Here is a 14,886-nt window from a genome sequence, read left to right on the forward strand (position 1 = left end):
AGGGCGGTGTTTGTAAATATCCCGAAGGTTTTGCCAACCTACAGACGTTTTACACCTTCCAGCAGCTTTTCCTGCAACTGCGATCCGTGCAGCACGGATATATCGCCGGTTGTCTCGAGGATGACCGCGCGGACTTGCGACATGTCCAGCACGTTGGCCTCGCGCAGCTTGGCAATCACGTCGCCTTCGGTGACCCGCGTTGCGCCAAGCGCTTTTTCGTGAAACGCGCCGTCCGACATTAATAAAACCGGCTCGTTCTGGACAAAATCCTCGAATCCGCCCGACCGCCGCCGCAGCATCGCAACCAGATATTGCACTCCCAGCAGGGCAGCGATGGATAGTATCGCCTGCAAAAAGCCTGTCCACGCGCTTGCCTGTCCGGCCCCCGCCAGAAGTGAGCCGATGGCGACCGTCACGACGAAATCGAATGCTGTCATCTTGGAAAATGCGCGCAGGCCCACAACGCGTACAACAAATACGACCCAACAAACCGCCAGCGACGACAGGAAAAGTGCCCGTATGATGGTGTCGAGCGGCTCAACGGAAACAAACATATAGTTATCCTAATTCGAGGAGGGGGCGCTGCGCGATCTCTCGCGCGAAATGAACATCCAAGCGAGCGTGATGACAGTCGCAACCGAGATCAGGCCGAGGTAGCGTTCGTAGATCCCGTCAACTGAATCCGGCATGAAGAAAAAGAACGGTGCGCTAACGGTCCACAGTACGGCGTAGCCTAACAGCAGCTTTTGATAGATCGCAGCAGCGCGCGCGGCACCGCCGGCCAGTGCGAGGGGCAATACCGTCATCAGAACACCCAGCGCATAAACAAGATAGATGTGGATCACCACGCCTTCGCTGTCACTGTCGCCATACTCGTTGCGCGCGCCGACCAGAAACACGATCAAGCCCAGCAGTGCAAAGCCGACTGTCCCGACACTCCAGTATGTGCCGCCTAAATGCACATGCGCGCACAGCAGCGCAATCGAGATCAGCGATGCGGCGTAGGCGTAAAGACCGATATCAACAACGAATTCGTACTTGCCCGCCCCCAGGTCGCTGATTGTATCGGCAATCCAGTCGTGTTCGGGAACGATAGAATCTGCGATGAGAATGGAGATACCGAAAACCGCACAGCCCGCAATTGCGTAATACGCAAGGGCGAGGATCATACCGGATTGCTCCTGAACCTTCGCCTGCTGGTTCTGTTCCGCCATCCGCTCTCTCCCCATCCCGCCACAATGATGTATCAACGCGGCGGATCACGCGGGAGTTCCGGATTGATTTGCAGGGGGCAACAGGCGCCCCGAATCTTCGGAGCGCCTGAAAGGGGATGACCGCCTATTTGTTCATGCGATTTTCTATCAGATCATTCACAACAGACGGGTCGGCCAATGTTGATGTGTCGCCCAAGGTGCTGTGATCGTTCTCTGCGATTTTGCGCAAAATGCGGCGCATGATCTTGCCCGAACGGGTTTTCGGCAGGCCCGGTGCCCACTGGATCAGGTCGGGCGAGGCGATCGGGCCGATTTCGGTGCGTACCCAGTTGCGTAGTTCCGTGCGCAAATCGTCCGATGGTTCCTCGCCGCCCATCAGGGTCACATAACAATAGATGCCCTGGCCCTTTACGTCGTGGGGATATCCCACAACCGCCGCTTCAGCGACCTTGCCGTGCGCAACCAGAGCCGATTCAACCTCTGCTGTGCCCATGCGATGGCCCGATACGTTTATTACGTCATCCACTCGGCCCGTGATCCAGTAGTCACCGTCTTCATCTCGCTTGCACCCGTCGCCGGTGAAATAATAGCCGGGGTAGTCGGAGAAATAGGTCTTCTCGAACCGCTCGTGATCGCCCCAGACCGTGCGCATCTGGCCGGGCCAGCTGTTTGCGATGCACAGCACACCTTCTACCGGATTGCCTTCCAGCACTTCGGCGGTGGTCGGTTCCAGCACAACGGGCTTGATTCCGAAAAACGGCTTCATCGCCGATCCGGGTTTAGTGGCGTGCGCACCGGGCAGCGGGGTCATCAGGTGACCGCCGGTTTCAGTCTGCCACCACGTATCCACAATCGGGCATCGACCACCGCCAACAACTTCGTTGTACCAGTTCCACGCCTCGGGGTTGATCGGCTCGCCCACAGTACCGAGAATGCGCAGACTACTCAGGTCAGCCTTCTTCACAAAATCATCACCTTGCCCCATTAGCGCGCGAATGGCGGTGGGGGCGGTGTAAAACTGGTTAACGCTGTGCTTCTCACAGACCTGCCAGAACCGCGATGCATCCGGGTAGGTCGGTACGCCTTCAAACATCAGCGTTGTCGCGCCATTGGCAAGCGGACCATAAACGATATAGCTGTGTCCCGTGACCCAACCCACGTCGGCAGTACACCAAAAGATGTCGCCTTCTTTGTAATCAAACGTGGCTTCGTGGGTCATCGCGGCGTAAACCAGATAACCGCCCGTGGTATGCACCACGCCCTTCGGTTGCCCTGTCGAGCCCGACGTATAGAGGATGAACAGCGGATCTTCGGCGTTCATCGCTACGGGCTCGCAGGTGTCGGCGGCGTCTTGAGCCAGCGCATTATAATCGTAATCGCGGTCTTGCACCCATGTGGTCTGCTTGCCTGTGCGTTTAACCACCAGACATTTTACGCTGTCTTTGCAGCGCAGCAGCGCTTGATCGGCATTGGTCTTCAGTGCGGTCGCCTTGCCGCCACGCGGAGCGTGATCGGCGGTGATCAGAACCTTGGCGTCACAGCCGTTAATCCGTGCAGACAAAGCATCGGGCGAAAACCCGGCAAAAACGATGGAATGAATAGCGCCGATACGCGCGCAGGCCAGCATGGCATAGGCGGCCTCGGGGATCATTGGCAGATAAATGACCACGCGGTCGCCACGGGTTACGCCCAGATCTTTCAGGATGTTTGCCATTTTACAGGTTTCGGCGTGCAGTTCCCTGTAGGTGATGTGCCGGGCCTGCTCATCGGGGCTGTCCGGCTCCCAAATAATGGCGGTCTGGTCGCCGCGGGTCTCCAGATGGCGGTCGATGCAGTTTGCGGCAACGTTCAGTTGCCCGTCAGCATACCAGTTGATCTTGACCGACCCCAACGTAAAATCCACGTCCTGCACTTGGCTAAACGGCTTGATCCAGTCGACACGCGCGCCTTGTTCTTTCCAGAATGTGTCAGGATCGGCCAGCGAAGCCTTGTACATCGCATCATATTTTTCAGCGTTTACATGTGCGGAAGCGGCCGTATCGGCACTGGGGGGATAGGTGGTTGCGGTCTGTGACATGAGTGTGTCTCCTCCAATGGGCGGCTTGCATCTTTTGCGCGCAATTCTGCCGGTGTTTTGCGACAGCTTAGGCACAGTGGCGCGGTAATGGAATGTTGAACTCACTTTTCTACGCGTCCTTGTGTAAAGTAATTTCCTGAAATTAGTAAATTTTGTAAAATTGATAACCCGTGAGGGCCAGCAGGAAAAGATCAGGGGCTTGGCAGGGGCGGGGAGTCGGGTTAGCGTGGAACACAAGCGCGCCGCTCAAAGGTGCGCACCTAACGGGAGAAACCAATGAACAGATTTTTGAGTGGCGCAGCCGTCTGCGCCCTGAGCTTTGCCTTTGTGTCACAAGCCGCTGCAACAGAATGGAACGTATCCGTCTGGGGCAAGCGCCGCGCGTTCACCGAGCATGTCGAGAAGTTGGCCGAGCTGGTATCGGAAAAGACCAACGGCGAATTTACCATGAACGTCAGCTATGGCGGTCTGTCAAAGAACCGTGAAAACCTCGATGGTATCTCCATCGGTGCGTTCGAAATGGCGCAGTTCTGCGCCGGCTATCACCGCGACAAAAACCGCGTTGTCACGGTACTGGAACTGCCGTTCCTTGGTGTAGAGAACCTGGAGCAGGAGCTTGCCGTTTCGAAAGCTGTCTACGCCCACCCCGCCGCGGCGGAGGAGATGGAGCAGTGGAATGCAAAGCTGCTGATGACCTCGCCAATGCCGCAGTACAACATTGTCGGCACAGGTGATCCGCGTAAAACGCTGGCCGAATTTGAAGGTATGCGTGTACGTGCAACCGGCGGCATCGGTGAAGCATTTTCTGCTGTTGGCGCTGTGCCTACATCCGTGACCGCAACGGAAGCATTTCAGGCCATGGAATCGGGGGTCGTTGACACTGTCGCATTTGCCCAGCACGCACACCTCAGTTTTGGCACCATCAACGAGGCCGACTGGTGGACAGCAAACCTGAACCCCGGAACTGTCAACTGCCCCGTTGTGGTGAACATCGATGCCTACGAATCCCTGTCTGACGCGGAGCGTGAGGCGCTGGACAGTTCGGTTGACGAAGCGCTGGCACACTACCTCAGCAATTATGCCGAATTGTTGAAGCGTTGGGATGCTGTTCTGGAAGAAAAGGGCGTTGAGAAAGTTGAACTGGCGCCCGAGGTGATTGCCGAGTTCCGCGAAAAAGCCGCCGATCCGATCCGTGCCAAATGGATTGCGGATATGGAATCCCAAGGCATTCCGGGCCAGGAATTGTATGATCTTGTTGTCAAAACGCTGGCCGAAGCAAAAAGCGGCGGTTGATAGTGGGGCGGGGGTGCAACACGCATCTTTGACCACCTGATTGAAGGCTGCGCGCACCCCGCGCAGCCTTTTTGCACTTAAGTCAAAAAAAGGGGGAGTGGCGATGGCAGGTTCAGCCGCTGTGCTGGAAGATTCCAGCCTACTGAGCAGACTCGACCGCATGTTGTTACCAATTGAGCGTTTTGGCGCATTGCTGAGCGGTCTTGCGATATTTTCGCTGATGTTTCTGGCAGCCTATTCCGTCACGGCACGCAAGTTCTTTGGCAGCCCGTTGCTGGGCTATGTCGATTATATCGAAGCGGCGATGCCGATCATTGCGATCATGGGCATTTCCTATGTGGCACGGGACGGCACGCATATCCGTATGGATATGCTGGTCAACGCGCTGAGTGGCCGCATCCTGTGGCTATTTGAACTGATTTCAGTGCTGTTAATGCTGTTGCTGATTGTGGGCCTGACCTATGGCGCTTGGGAGCATTTCGACCGGTCGTTTGATTGCGCGCGTCCGTGGTGTTCGCGCGACAGCTCGATTGATATAAGCCTGCCGATCTGGCCCAGCAAGCTGGTGGTGCCAATTGCCTTCGGTATCCTGACGCTGCGACTGTTGTTGCAGGCGTGGGGTTTTGGCCGCGCATTGGTACTGGGGCTTGAAAATCCGGTGGCCGTTCCGCTGTCGCTGACGGTTGCCGAACAGGTCATGGCCGAAGCCAAGATACTGGAAGGGGCGGACTGATGGAGCCTATTGAAATCGGTATTTACGTTTCTGCGGGTATGCTGGTGATGGTCCTGCTGGGAATGCGCGTGGCCTTTGCTGCGGGCCTCGCCGGATATGTCGGTCTGGTCTGGCTGCGCTGGAACGGGTTTGACTACGACCCCGAGCGTTTTTGGAAAGCTGTCGAGATCAGCACCAAGATCGCCGGACTGACGCCCCACTCCAAGGTATCTGCCCAGGTGCTTAGCCTGATCCCCGTGTTCATCATGATCGGCTATCTGGCTTATCACGCAAAGCTGACCACTGCGCTGTTCGAGGCCTGCAAGCGCTGGGTCGCATGGGTGCCCGGCGGCCTGGCCGTGTCGACCGTTTTTGCCACAGCGGGCTTTGCCGCTGTTTCCGGTGCCTCTGTGGCAACTGCAGCTGTTTTTGCACGCATAGCGATCCCCGAAATGCTCAAGGTCGGGTATAACAAGCAGTTTGCGGCAGGTGTTGTGGCGGCTGGCGGCACGCTTGCCTCGCTGATCCCGCCGTCGGCGATCCTTGTGATCTATGCGATCATCGTCGAACAGGATGTCGGCATGTTGCTGCTTGCCGGATTTATCCCCGGTGTGTTTTCTGCCATCGTCTATGCCGCGCTGATCATCGGCATTGCCGTGATCTGGAAAAACGTCGGCCCTCCGGTCACCGGATTTACGTGGAAAGAACGCTTCGAAAGCCTGCCGCCGGCTTTGCCGATTGTGGCGGTGGTCGTGATCATCATCTTCTTCGTCTACAACCCCTTTGGCGATGCATGGGGCACCCCCACCGAGGGCGGGGCGGTCGGGGCGTTCATCATCTTTCTGATGGCGCTTTACCGCGGAATGCGCTGGCCCAAGTTGAAAGAGGCGCTGCTGGAAACGGCCAAGCTGACTGTGATGATCTTTACCATCATCTGGGGGGTACTGATCTATGTGCGCTTTCTTGGCTTTGCCGAGTTGCCCGATGCGTTTTCGGAATGGATTACCTCGCTCGATCTGGCGCCGATCACCATTCTGATCTGTATCCTGCTGGCCTATGCGGTGCTGGGCATGTTCATGGACGCTATCGGAATGTTGCTGTTGACGCTGCCGGTGGTCTATCCTGCGGTCATGGCGCTGAACGGTGGTGAAACTGTCGCCGCCGCCGATGCAGCCTTTGGAATGTCCGGCCAGATGTGCGCCATCTGGTTCGGTATCCTTGTGGTGAAAATGGCCGAGTTCTGTCTGATCACTCCGCCCATCGGGCTCAACTGCTTTGTTGTGGCAGGTGTCCGCGATGATCTGACGGTTCAGGATGTGTTCAAAGGCGTGATGCCGTTTTTCGTGGCAGACGCTGTGACCATCGGCTTGCTGGTTGCGTTTCCCGCAATTGTGTTGTGGCTTCCCTCACTGGCAAGCTAGCACCCTAACACGCGCTGCTGTTCAGGTGGCGCGTGTTTCCTCGGTCATGTCGTCATTCAGTGGCTCTGTCCGGTTATCAAGGAAGTTGCTGAAGATCTGCAACGCAGTGACGTTTTCACAGACGACCTTGAACACCACCAGAAACGGCACGGCAATCAGCGCACCCGGAATGCCCCACAACCAGCCCCATAGAACCACGGTCAGAAATACCGCAACAGTATTCAGTTCCAACCGCTTGCCGACCAGCCACGGCGTTACGACCTGACCTTCAACGCCGGTTAATATCTGGTAGCCCAGAGGCGCAAGAAGGGCATAGCCAACGCTGTCAAAGGTGATCAGCGCATACGCTCCCACAATGACGGCGCCGATAACCCCGCCAATATAGGGCAGAAAGTTCAGCAAAAATGCCGCCACGCCAAAGATATGGGCCGCCGGCAATCCCAGTACCCAAAGAAAACTGCCCACGCACACGCCGAGACATGCGTTGATAATTGTAATGGTCAGCAAATATCGCGACACGCGCTGTTCGACATCATAAACAGCCGCCAAAGCGCGCTTTTTACCCGTAAGGGTTTGAAACGATTGAACCAGTTTTACGTAGAACATATTCCCCGACGCGAGTAGAAACATCGCAAGGATCAGCGTCACAGCCAGCGTACCGCCAATTTTGACGCCTGTGCTCATGGCGTTGTCAATCAGGCCCGGCTGCTTCACAACAACCTCTTCGGGTGAACCCTCGGGCTTGCTGATTTTCTCAACCTCTTCCGTGGCCCGCCGAACTGTTTCGACAGTATCCGTGACGCCAGCCAGTTTGGCCTGTATCTGGTTGCGCATTTGCGGCAGCTCATCGGACCAGAGCGCAACCGTACCTGCAGAGCCGCCGATAACGATCAAGGCGGCAAACCCCGTCATACCCACCAGCAGGACCGCCGATACCGTGCTCGGGATGCCCATCCGCCCCATTGTACGCGCCAGCGGGCTGAGGGTAAGCGCCAGAAGAACCCCCATCAATACGGGTAAAACCAGATCTTTGGCAAAATATGCTGTAACAAATATCGAGATCAAGCATAACAATTGCAATGATCTGCGGATCGATGTGAGATCGTCCAAAACCGGAATTCCTTTATTGGTGCGCTGAAACTTAACGCACCAAAGTCCGATTGGTTCACCCTGATCGCAATTTTATCGCTGAACCCGCTGTAACGTTGACATTTTCGACATTCAAAGCTTGACCCCCGCCAGTGCGGGCGGCCACATTGGCAAGCCAATCCAATCGACAGAAAGCTTGCAATGTTCCGTTTCCTGCACACATCAGATTTACATCTGGGCAAACCGTTCGGACGCCACAGCGAAGACGTGCGCGGACGTTTGCGTCAGGCGCGCCACGGTGCGCTTGACCGTTTGGCAGCAGCGGCGCGCGCAGGGGGTGCTGCAACAGTCTTGCTGGCGGGCGATACGTTTGATCAGGAAACACCCGCGCCCACAGTGACCCGACAGGCGCTGAACGCTATGGCGCAGGCCGATGATATAACGTGGGTTCTTATGGCGGGAAACCATGACAGCCTTGCGGCCAGCGAATTGTGGCAGACCATCACGCGTGACAAGCCCGATAACGTGATGCTTGCCCTCACACCGCAACCGCTTGCGCTGCAAAGCGGCGCGCACCTGCTGCCAGCGCCCTGTACTGCGCGCAATCCGGGCCGTGATTTGACGGTCGACATGGCCCAGGCCACGCCTGAGGGGGCGATCCGTATTGGGCTGGGCCATGGCGGTATCCATGATTTTGCAAGCCTTGGATCAGTCGCAGCCGAAGGCCCCAGCGGTACCATCGCGCCGGATCGCGCCACGCAGGCGGGGCTTGATTATCTGGGCTTGGGGGACTGGCATGGCCAGATCAAGGTAAGCGGCAACACCTGGTATTCCGGCACGCCGGAGCCGGACAGTTTCAAGCATCCGCACAGCGGCACTGCGCTGTTGGTGGCCCTTGACGGGGCGGGTGCCACGCCGGAGGTGAGGCCGGTCAACACCGGTGAAATCGCGTGGCAACGCGCACCGCTTGACCTGACCCCGCAAGACGATATCGATACGGTGATCGCCTCCGTTCTTCCACCCCTTGCCGTGCGCCGCGATACCTTGTTGCAGTTGGTTGCCCGTGGTCGGGTCGGTGTGCAGCAAATGCAGGCGCTCGGCACGGCCTTGGAGGCGGTAACGCCCGATTTTCTGAGCCTGACACGTGATATGGACGGCGTGACGCTTGCCCATGAGGTCGCCGACCTTGAGGCGATTGATCCCTCCGGCGGGGCACTACGACAAGCGGCTGATGCACTGGCCGCCCAAGCGCAAGACCCCGATCTGTCGGCGGCTGATCGCAACATTGCCGCAACAGCGTTGTCGCAGCTATTTTCGTTTGTGGCGGAGGATGCGCCATGAAGCTGCGCAGTCTCACCCTTGGCAACGTGCGAAAATTTGCAGGACAGACGGCCACGATCAGCGGCATCGGGGATGGCGTGACGGTGGTGTCAGAGGCCAACGAATTCGGAAAATCCACATTTTTCGATGCCCTGCACGCGTTGTTTTTTCTGAAATACGGTGCAGCCACCCGTGAGGTGAAATCACTTCAGCCGCGCGCTGGAGGGCCGGTGCGTGTCAGCGCGCAGATCGAGCTTCCTTCGGGAAACTTCACTATCGAAAAGACGTTTCTGGCACAAAAACGGGCAGCGGTGCGCGATGCCGCGGGCGAATTGGTTGCCCTCGATGACGAGGCTGAAAGCTGGATCGCGCGCCTGATGGGCAGCGGGCTGGACGGGCCGGCGGGGCTGCTTTGGGTGCGTCAAGGCATCACCGCGCTGGAACCTGCGGGCAACGCAGGCGCGGATAAAACCGAAAAAGAGCGGCTGTTGGGCGCGCGGCGCAATCTGTTGTCATCGGTCGCTGGCGAAATCGACATGGTGACAGGCGGCCGCCGGATGGACCGCGTGATAGAGGCGGCAACACAAGCGCTGGGCAAGCTTGCCACGGCAACAGGGCAGCCCAAGGCGAACGGCCCGTGGAAGGAAGCCGAGCAGGAGGCGCAGACCCACGCGCAGCGGCACGATGAACTGGATGCGCGCTGTCGCGAATTGTCCCAAGCGCTTGAGCGGCGGCGCGAGGTGGCGGCGCGTCTGAAAGTGCTGGAGCAGCCCGCGTTGCAGACCGCCCGCAACGCGGCATTGGAAAAAGCGCAAGCTGCGTATAGCACCGCGCTTGCCCACGCCGACAAGCTGGCGCAGGCAAAAGGGCAGGCCGACCTGCGCGAACTGGAACTGGAGGGCGCGCAGACGCGGTTGGACGGATTGATTGCCGCAGCAGATCAATACACCGCAGCGTGCGCACAGTTTGAACTGGATAATGCGGCGCTTGAAAAAGCAATTGCAGAGGTGAAAGCCGCAGAGGAGTCAACGGAACAGGCGCAAACTGCACTGACACAGGCGAGCGCAAAATTGCGCGATGCGGTGCAGGCCAAAGAGGCCGCCCAGCAAGACGCATTGCGCCAGAACGCAGCAGAGCAATACGCGCGCCTGCAAAAACAACTGGCGCAAGTGGGTGAGAAACGCTCCGCGCTGGAGGACGCAAACGCCGCCCTTGCCACGATGCCGGTGACCGCAGCCGCGCTGGCCAGTATCGAGCAGAAACACACCGCCCTGACCGCCGCGCAAGCCGAGATTGCAACCGGTGGCGTGCAGATGCATCTGAGTTATGATGGCGATGCCGTGGTGAGCTCATCGGAGGGTCCGCTGACCGCAGGCACCCATCATCTGGCCAGGCGGCAAACATTCGATCTGCCCGGAATTGGCCGGATGACCCTTGATCCTGGTGCGGCGGCTGCGGATATGGCGGCGGTGAGTGCTGCACAGGCACAGCTGAAAGACGCGCTTGATGCAGTGGGGGTGGCCGATATTGCTGCTGCGCGTCAGGCTGCAAGCGCGCGGAAAGAAAAGGCAGACGAGGTTTTCCTGCTCAGAAACATGTTGGAAATGCTCGCCCCTGAAGGAGTGGAGCGCATGCAGGCCGAGTGTGCAAAAGCCAAGGCCACACTGGATGCGCTAAGCAAACCGGTACAGGCCGCGCCGGTTGATCCCGCCGAACTGGCTGCGCAAGCGGATGCGGCGCGATTGGCCGAAGAACAGACCCGCGATCGGTTCGAGCGGGCACGCGATGCCCGTGATGCAGCGCGCACCATGGCCGCGCGGTTGCAGGTGCTGCGTGACGCGGCACAAACCGCTATGGATACCGCCGCGCGTGTTTTTGGTGATCCGGACACATTTGAAGAGCGAAAAACACAGGCCGCGCGCGCCCATTCGCTTGCGCAACTCGCCGCGCAGGATGCACGCGCCGCCGCGGCCGCACTGGCTGCAAAAGCGCCTGATCTGGCAACTGCAAAGGCCGATCTGAACCGTGCAACCTCTGCCGTTGAAAACGCCCGCGAGGAAACGGCACAACTGCGCACGCAAAGTGCTGATCTGAGCGCGACGATCCGTGCGCGCGCCGAAGACGGCGTAGAGGAAAAGCGGGACGAGGCAGAGGGGCTGATGATACGGGCGCAGGAACGCGCAGCGCGGTTTGCCCATGAAGTTGCAGGTCTGACCCTGCTGGTTGAGGCTTTGCGTGCCAAACGCGGTGCAGCGCAAGAGGCGTACTTCGGTCCCGTCCAGCAGGAGCTTGCACCGCTGCTTGCCTTGCTGCACGCCGATGCCGCGCTGAGTTTTGATCCCGCATCGCTGTTGCCACAGGCCATCGCGCGCGGTGGAACAGATGAACCGATGGAAATGCTGAGCGGTGGCACACAGGAACAGATTGCCATTCTGACCCGTCTGGCATTCGCCCGCCTGTTTGCACGACAGGGCAAACCGATGCCGGTTATTCTGGACGACGCGCTGGTCTATTCCGATGACAGCCGGATTACGGCAATGTTTACCGCATTGCACCGCGTTGCTGACAACCAGCAGGTGATTGTGTTCTCTTGCCGTCAGATGGCGTTTGCCGGGCTGGGTGGTACCCGCCCGAATGTCGAGATTAAGCAGGATCACTAAAAGGCCAAACCAAAGGATTTCAGGGGGGTGAAAAAGATGGGCAGAACGAATTCAGACGGATCAGAGGGGCGACTGTTCTGTCAGGCGCTATCACGCGCGTCCACGCGAATTAATGTCATGGCTGCCTTGGTCGTGGCCGGCGCAGCATGGTCTGCCCCTACAGCAGCACAGGCACAAACAGCAGCGCAATGTATTGCGCCACAAACGCAGCAGTTGATGAATGCCTGCGCCGCCAAAGAATACGCACAGGCCGATGCCGCGTTAAATGCCGCCTGGAAACCTGCAAAGGCGTTTGCCGATGCTATTGGAAAGGGCAGCGCGCTTCTGGAGGCGCAGCGCGCGTGGATCGCGTATCGTGATATCGCTTGCGATGCCCACGCCAGCCCGTTTGAAGGGGGATCAATGCAGCCATTGATCCGCGCCACCTGCCTGAGCGAGTTGACAGCCGCGCGCACACGGATGCTGCTGGAGTTTCACGCGTATTGATCTAGACGGTCCGGTTTCTCACCGTTGCTTTTTTTCTGCGCCAACCTATCCGGCCAGTTGCCTAGATTTTGGCTGCATCCTTCATGGCATCGGCCCCTTTTTTCCACAAGTTACCCTGCCACAATTCCTCCAGACCTGTTTCACCGCTGGCGCCTTCGGTTATGAGGTAATCATAATAGGAGGTCGGTTTGTGACCTGTCAGGTTGTAAAAATCGGGGCTGCAACGGGTGTAAAATCCGTTTGTCAGATATTCAAAGAATTCGGCCCGCGTTGCCCCGAAATCCGCTTCGAAATCAATCATCGACTGGGCGCGGTATTCGATGTCTTTTCCCATGGCGCGGCCCAGATCGGCGGCGATTTCTGCCATCGATTGCGGGGCAGGGCCGGTGATGTCGTAAAATTTGTCAGCGTGTTTTTCCGGCCCCTCGCTCAGAATAATGGCCGCTGCTTCTGCGATGTCGCGGGTTGCCACAAATGAATTTCGCATGTTGCCCAAGGGGTTTGAAAACCAGCCCTCGTTGCCGATCGTTTCGCAGTCGGTTTTCAACAGATGGTTCATGAAAAAGTTGTTGCGCAGGGCGGTCACTTTTAGCCCTTCGTCAATCAGCGCCTTTTCGCCCCACCAGTAATGTTGCAGCATCAACGGGATGCCCGCGCCCGCGCGCGAGGCATGTTGATCGGGATCATAGGACGCGGTGTTGGTATCAGCGCCCATGCAACTGATCCGCACCACATGATCGATCTGGTCGCGCCGCTCGCCCAAAGCGCGTGAAAACGCGAGGTGGTGTTGCAACATCGGATCAAGAGACGCGGAATAGACCGACGTGACACCATCAAGCGCCGCGTCCCAGGTGGTGGGTTCGGTGAGATCGAGTTTAACCACCTCGTCTGCGCCCAGCTCCTTTAGACTGTCAGCCTTGTCGTCGCTGAAATAGCAGGCGCGCACAGTTATTGTGTCATCGGTAGCCAGACGCGCCACCAGTTCCTTGCCGATGCGACCGGTTGCAGAGGTGATGAGAACAGTTTTCCGCGCCATTTCGATCCCTTTCGTGAATGGTGTTTTCACAACCTGACTGGGTTACCACGCAAAGGCAACCAACCCCCGCCAAATCTCTTATCAAAGGAGTGAGGCCGTTTCAGCTTGGGCGGCTGAGGACATAGGTTGCAGCGCCAGTCAGGCAGATCGCTTGAACTACCAGCACACCGGTGGGAACAGCCATCGCAACGCTTAGCACAAAGGTGGCCGCCATCATCGCGGTCGCCATTAGCTTGTAACGCGGTGCTATTGCACCATTTGCACGCCAGTCCGCAATGATTGGACCGAATGTCCGGTTGCGGTTCAAACGCTCCGCCAGTGCGGGAGAAGACTTTGCAAACAAAAACGCGGCGAGGATCACAAACGGCGTCGTGGGAAGCACCGGCAGCACGATGCCGATTATACCAAGAACAAGTGATAGCGCGCCCAGAGTTATCCAGACTCCTTTCAGCGCAGACCCCGCCAAGGAGGTACGCACCACAGGCGCATCATTTCGGGGCGTCTGCTGTTCCGGAGGGTGATTTTCCATTCGCTCGAACCTGTTTTGTTGCGCGCCTTATATCCGTAATGGCACTCTTGAAAACCTAATTCCGGTTTGCGCAATTTCCAGATGTGGCGGCCTGTCCGGCAGCGGGCCAGTGACACGCCAAAGATTGCTTCCGATATTGTAACCAGCTAACCCAGTGAGGTGAGCAGAAAAAGGGCAAGTTGACTTCGCCGTGTACTATGGGGGCGGCGGCGGCCAAAGTGCAGAAAGATAAAGCGCGAGGTTACAGATTGATTACCAAACTGCCCGGCTGGATCGAACTCGCCGCCCTGCTGCTGGCGTTTATCGCAGGTTTTATGAATGTTGTTGGCCTGTTGGGATTTGACCGGCTGGCCATTTCGCATGTGTCGGGAAATGCGTCGATGTTGGGGGCGACGATGGCTGATGCGTCGTTTCCGGCGGTGGGGCAATTGATCGGTATCCTGATTGCGTTTGTGCTGGGCGCTGCCATTTCCGGTGGCCTTTTGCGGCGCGGCGCATTGGTTGCAGATAGCCGTTACACAATTGCGCTGATCATAGAGGCGGCTCTGATATTTGTGGCCTACGGTCTGCTGAAAAACGGTATTGCCCAAGGCTATTTTGCGGTCGCAGCTGCGTGCGGGGCGCAGAACGCGCTGGCAACAACCTACAGCGGCGGGATCGTGCGCACGACCCACCTGACGGGTATCTTCACCGATCTGGGGCTGATGTTGGGCACGCGCATACGTGGCGGCAATGTTGATGGGCGCAAGGCAGCCTTGTTTCTGCTCATCACTGCGGGCTTTTTGTCGGGCGGGATGTTGGGGGCCTTATTATATCCGAAATTTGCATTCGCCGCGCTCTTCCTGCCTATGATTGTCTGTCTGGCAATGGCACTTGCTTTCTGGATCGGACTGAAACGCTCCGCACGCGATTAGGAGCGATTGGGAGATGATTTGCACAACGGCAGCGCAAAAAAACTGCCTGCGGTTTGAACATGCAGCGGTATTGGGCTAGCTGGTATTCGATATTATCAACAGACGCGGGGCAGATACGTTGGACAGCGACAAACG

The 14,886-nt window shown here is 57.9% G+C and carries 13 protein-coding genes; 7 read left to right on the forward strand and 6 right to left on the reverse strand.

Going from position 1 to position 14,886, the window contains the following annotated elements:
* Positions 1–38 precede the first annotated feature (38 nt).
* The 3 genes from OS189_RS01265 to acs all read right to left on the reverse strand — a co-directional run bounded on the left by OS189_RS01265 (position 39) and on the right by acs (position 3,291).
* A complete protein-coding gene (locus tag OS189_RS01265; RefSeq protein ID WP_267165463.1) occupies positions 39–554 on the reverse strand; it encodes a DUF421 domain-containing protein in 516 nt (171 codons plus the stop codon).
* A gap of 9 nt (positions 555–563) precedes the next feature.
* Positions 564–1,214 (reverse strand): DUF998 domain-containing protein, encoded by a 651-nt coding sequence (locus OS189_RS01270; RefSeq protein WP_267165464.1) that lies wholly within the window; start codon positions 1,212–1,214, stop codon positions 564–566.
* Between the two features lie 124 nt (positions 1,215–1,338).
* Positions 1,339–3,291: an acetate--CoA ligase gene (gene acs / locus OS189_RS01275; RefSeq protein WP_267165465.1), complete on the reverse strand. Its 1,953-nt coding sequence runs from the start codon at positions 3,289–3,291 to the stop codon at positions 1,339–1,341.
* 276 nt (positions 3,292–3,567) lie between these two features.
* Between acs and OS189_RS01280 the strand changes: the two genes are divergently transcribed.
* The 3 genes from OS189_RS01280 (at position 3,568) to OS189_RS01290 (ending at position 6,717) form a co-directional block, all read left to right on the forward strand.
* On the forward strand, positions 3,568–4,584 hold the full coding sequence (locus OS189_RS01280; protein ID WP_267165466.1) for a C4-dicarboxylate TRAP transporter substrate-binding protein: 1,017 nt from the start codon (positions 3,568–3,570) through the stop codon (positions 4,582–4,584).
* 103 nt (positions 4,585–4,687) lie between these two features.
* Positions 4,688–5,317 (forward strand): TRAP transporter small permease, encoded by a 630-nt coding sequence (locus OS189_RS01285; protein WP_267165467.1) that lies wholly within the window; start codon positions 4,688–4,690, stop codon positions 5,315–5,317.
* Positions 5,317–6,717 (forward strand): TRAP transporter large permease, encoded by a 1,401-nt coding sequence (locus tag OS189_RS01290; protein ID WP_267165468.1) that lies wholly within the window; start codon positions 5,317–5,319, stop codon positions 6,715–6,717. Before OS189_RS01285 ends, OS189_RS01290 begins: the two co-directional genes overlap by 1 nt.
* 21 nt (positions 6,718–6,738) lie before the next feature.
* On the opposite strand, the gene OS189_RS01295 is transcribed toward OS189_RS01290, so the two are convergent.
* Complete coding sequence (locus OS189_RS01295; protein WP_267165469.1) at positions 6,739–7,827, reverse strand: AI-2E family transporter; 1,089 nt, start codon at positions 7,825–7,827, stop codon at positions 6,739–6,741.
* 180 nt (positions 7,828–8,007) lie between these two features.
* On the opposite strand from OS189_RS01295, the gene OS189_RS01300 reads away from it, so the two are divergent.
* From OS189_RS01300 to OS189_RS01310, 3 genes are read left to right on the forward strand one after another with little or no spacing between them, the layout of a single operon-like run.
* Positions 8,008–9,147 (forward strand): metallophosphoesterase family protein, encoded by a 1,140-nt coding sequence (locus OS189_RS01300; protein ID WP_267165470.1) that lies wholly within the window; start codon positions 8,008–8,010, stop codon positions 9,145–9,147.
* Positions 9,144–11,786 (forward strand): AAA family ATPase, encoded by a 2,643-nt coding sequence (locus tag OS189_RS01305; protein WP_267165471.1) that lies wholly within the window; start codon positions 9,144–9,146, stop codon positions 11,784–11,786. The genes OS189_RS01300 and OS189_RS01305 overlap by 4 nt, the downstream gene beginning before the upstream one ends.
* 36 nt (positions 11,787–11,822) lie before the next feature.
* A complete protein-coding gene (locus OS189_RS01310) occupies positions 11,823–12,272 on the forward strand; it encodes a lysozyme inhibitor LprI family protein (protein ID WP_267165472.1) in 450 nt (149 codons plus the stop codon).
* Positions 12,273–12,333: 61 nt separating this feature from the next.
* On the opposite strand, the gene OS189_RS01315 is transcribed toward OS189_RS01310, so the two are convergent.
* Both OS189_RS01315 and OS189_RS01320 read right to left on the reverse strand, forming a co-directional pair.
* Entirely contained in the window at positions 12,334–13,308 is a 975-nt protein-coding gene (locus tag OS189_RS01315; RefSeq protein ID WP_267165473.1) for an NAD(P)H-binding protein, read from the reverse strand.
* A gap of 100 nt (positions 13,309–13,408) precedes the next feature.
* Positions 13,409–13,837 (reverse strand): YbaN family protein, encoded by a 429-nt coding sequence (locus OS189_RS01320; protein WP_267165474.1) that lies wholly within the window; start codon positions 13,835–13,837, stop codon positions 13,409–13,411.
* A 248-nt stretch (positions 13,838–14,085) separates the two neighbouring features.
* Between OS189_RS01320 and OS189_RS01325 the strand changes: the two genes are divergently transcribed.
* Positions 14,086–14,751, forward strand: a complete 666-nt coding sequence (locus OS189_RS01325; RefSeq protein WP_267165475.1) for a YoaK family protein — start codon at positions 14,086–14,088, stop codon at positions 14,749–14,751.
* Positions 14,752–14,886 lie beyond the last annotated feature (135 nt).

The organism is Sulfitobacter sp. F26169L (assembly GCF_026410285.1).
Taxonomy (GTDB): Bacteria; Pseudomonadota; Alphaproteobacteria; order Rhodobacterales; family Rhodobacteraceae; genus Sulfitobacter.

Excerpts from the sequence above, each read along its gene's own strand:
- OS189_RS01300 (WP_267165470.1), top strand. The coding sequence starts at position 8,008 with ATGTTCCGTTTCCTGCACACATCAGATTTACATCTGGGCAAACCGTTC.
- OS189_RS01310 (WP_267165472.1), top strand. The coding sequence starts at position 11,823 with ATGGGCAGAACGAATTCAGACGGATCAGAGGGGCGACTGTTCTGTCAG.
- OS189_RS01305 (WP_267165471.1), top strand. The coding sequence starts at position 9,144 with ATGAAGCTGCGCAGTCTCACCCTTGGCAACGTGCGAAAATTTGCAGGA.
- OS189_RS01320 (WP_267165474.1), bottom strand. The coding sequence starts at position 13,837 with ATGGAAAATCACCCTCCGGAACAGCAGACGCCCCGAAATGATGCGCCT.
- OS189_RS01265 (WP_267165463.1), bottom strand. The coding sequence starts at position 554 with ATGTTTGTTTCCGTTGAGCCGCTCGACACCATCATACGGGCACTTTTC.
- OS189_RS01290 (WP_267165468.1), top strand. The coding sequence starts at position 5,317 with ATGGAGCCTATTGAAATCGGTATTTACGTTTCTGCGGGTATGCTGGTG.
- OS189_RS01280 (WP_267165466.1), top strand. The coding sequence starts at position 3,568 with ATGAACAGATTTTTGAGTGGCGCAGCCGTCTGCGCCCTGAGCTTTGCC.
- OS189_RS01270 (WP_267165464.1), bottom strand. The coding sequence starts at position 1,214 with ATGGCGGAACAGAACCAGCAGGCGAAGGTTCAGGAGCAATCCGGTATG.
- acs (WP_267165465.1), bottom strand. The coding sequence starts at position 3,291 with ATGTCACAGACCGCAACCACCTATCCCCCCAGTGCCGATACGGCCGCT.
- OS189_RS01315 (WP_267165473.1), bottom strand. The coding sequence starts at position 13,308 with ATGGCGCGGAAAACTGTTCTCATCACCTCTGCAACCGGTCGCATCGGC.
- OS189_RS01285 (WP_267165467.1), top strand. The coding sequence starts at position 4,688 with ATGGCAGGTTCAGCCGCTGTGCTGGAAGATTCCAGCCTACTGAGCAGA.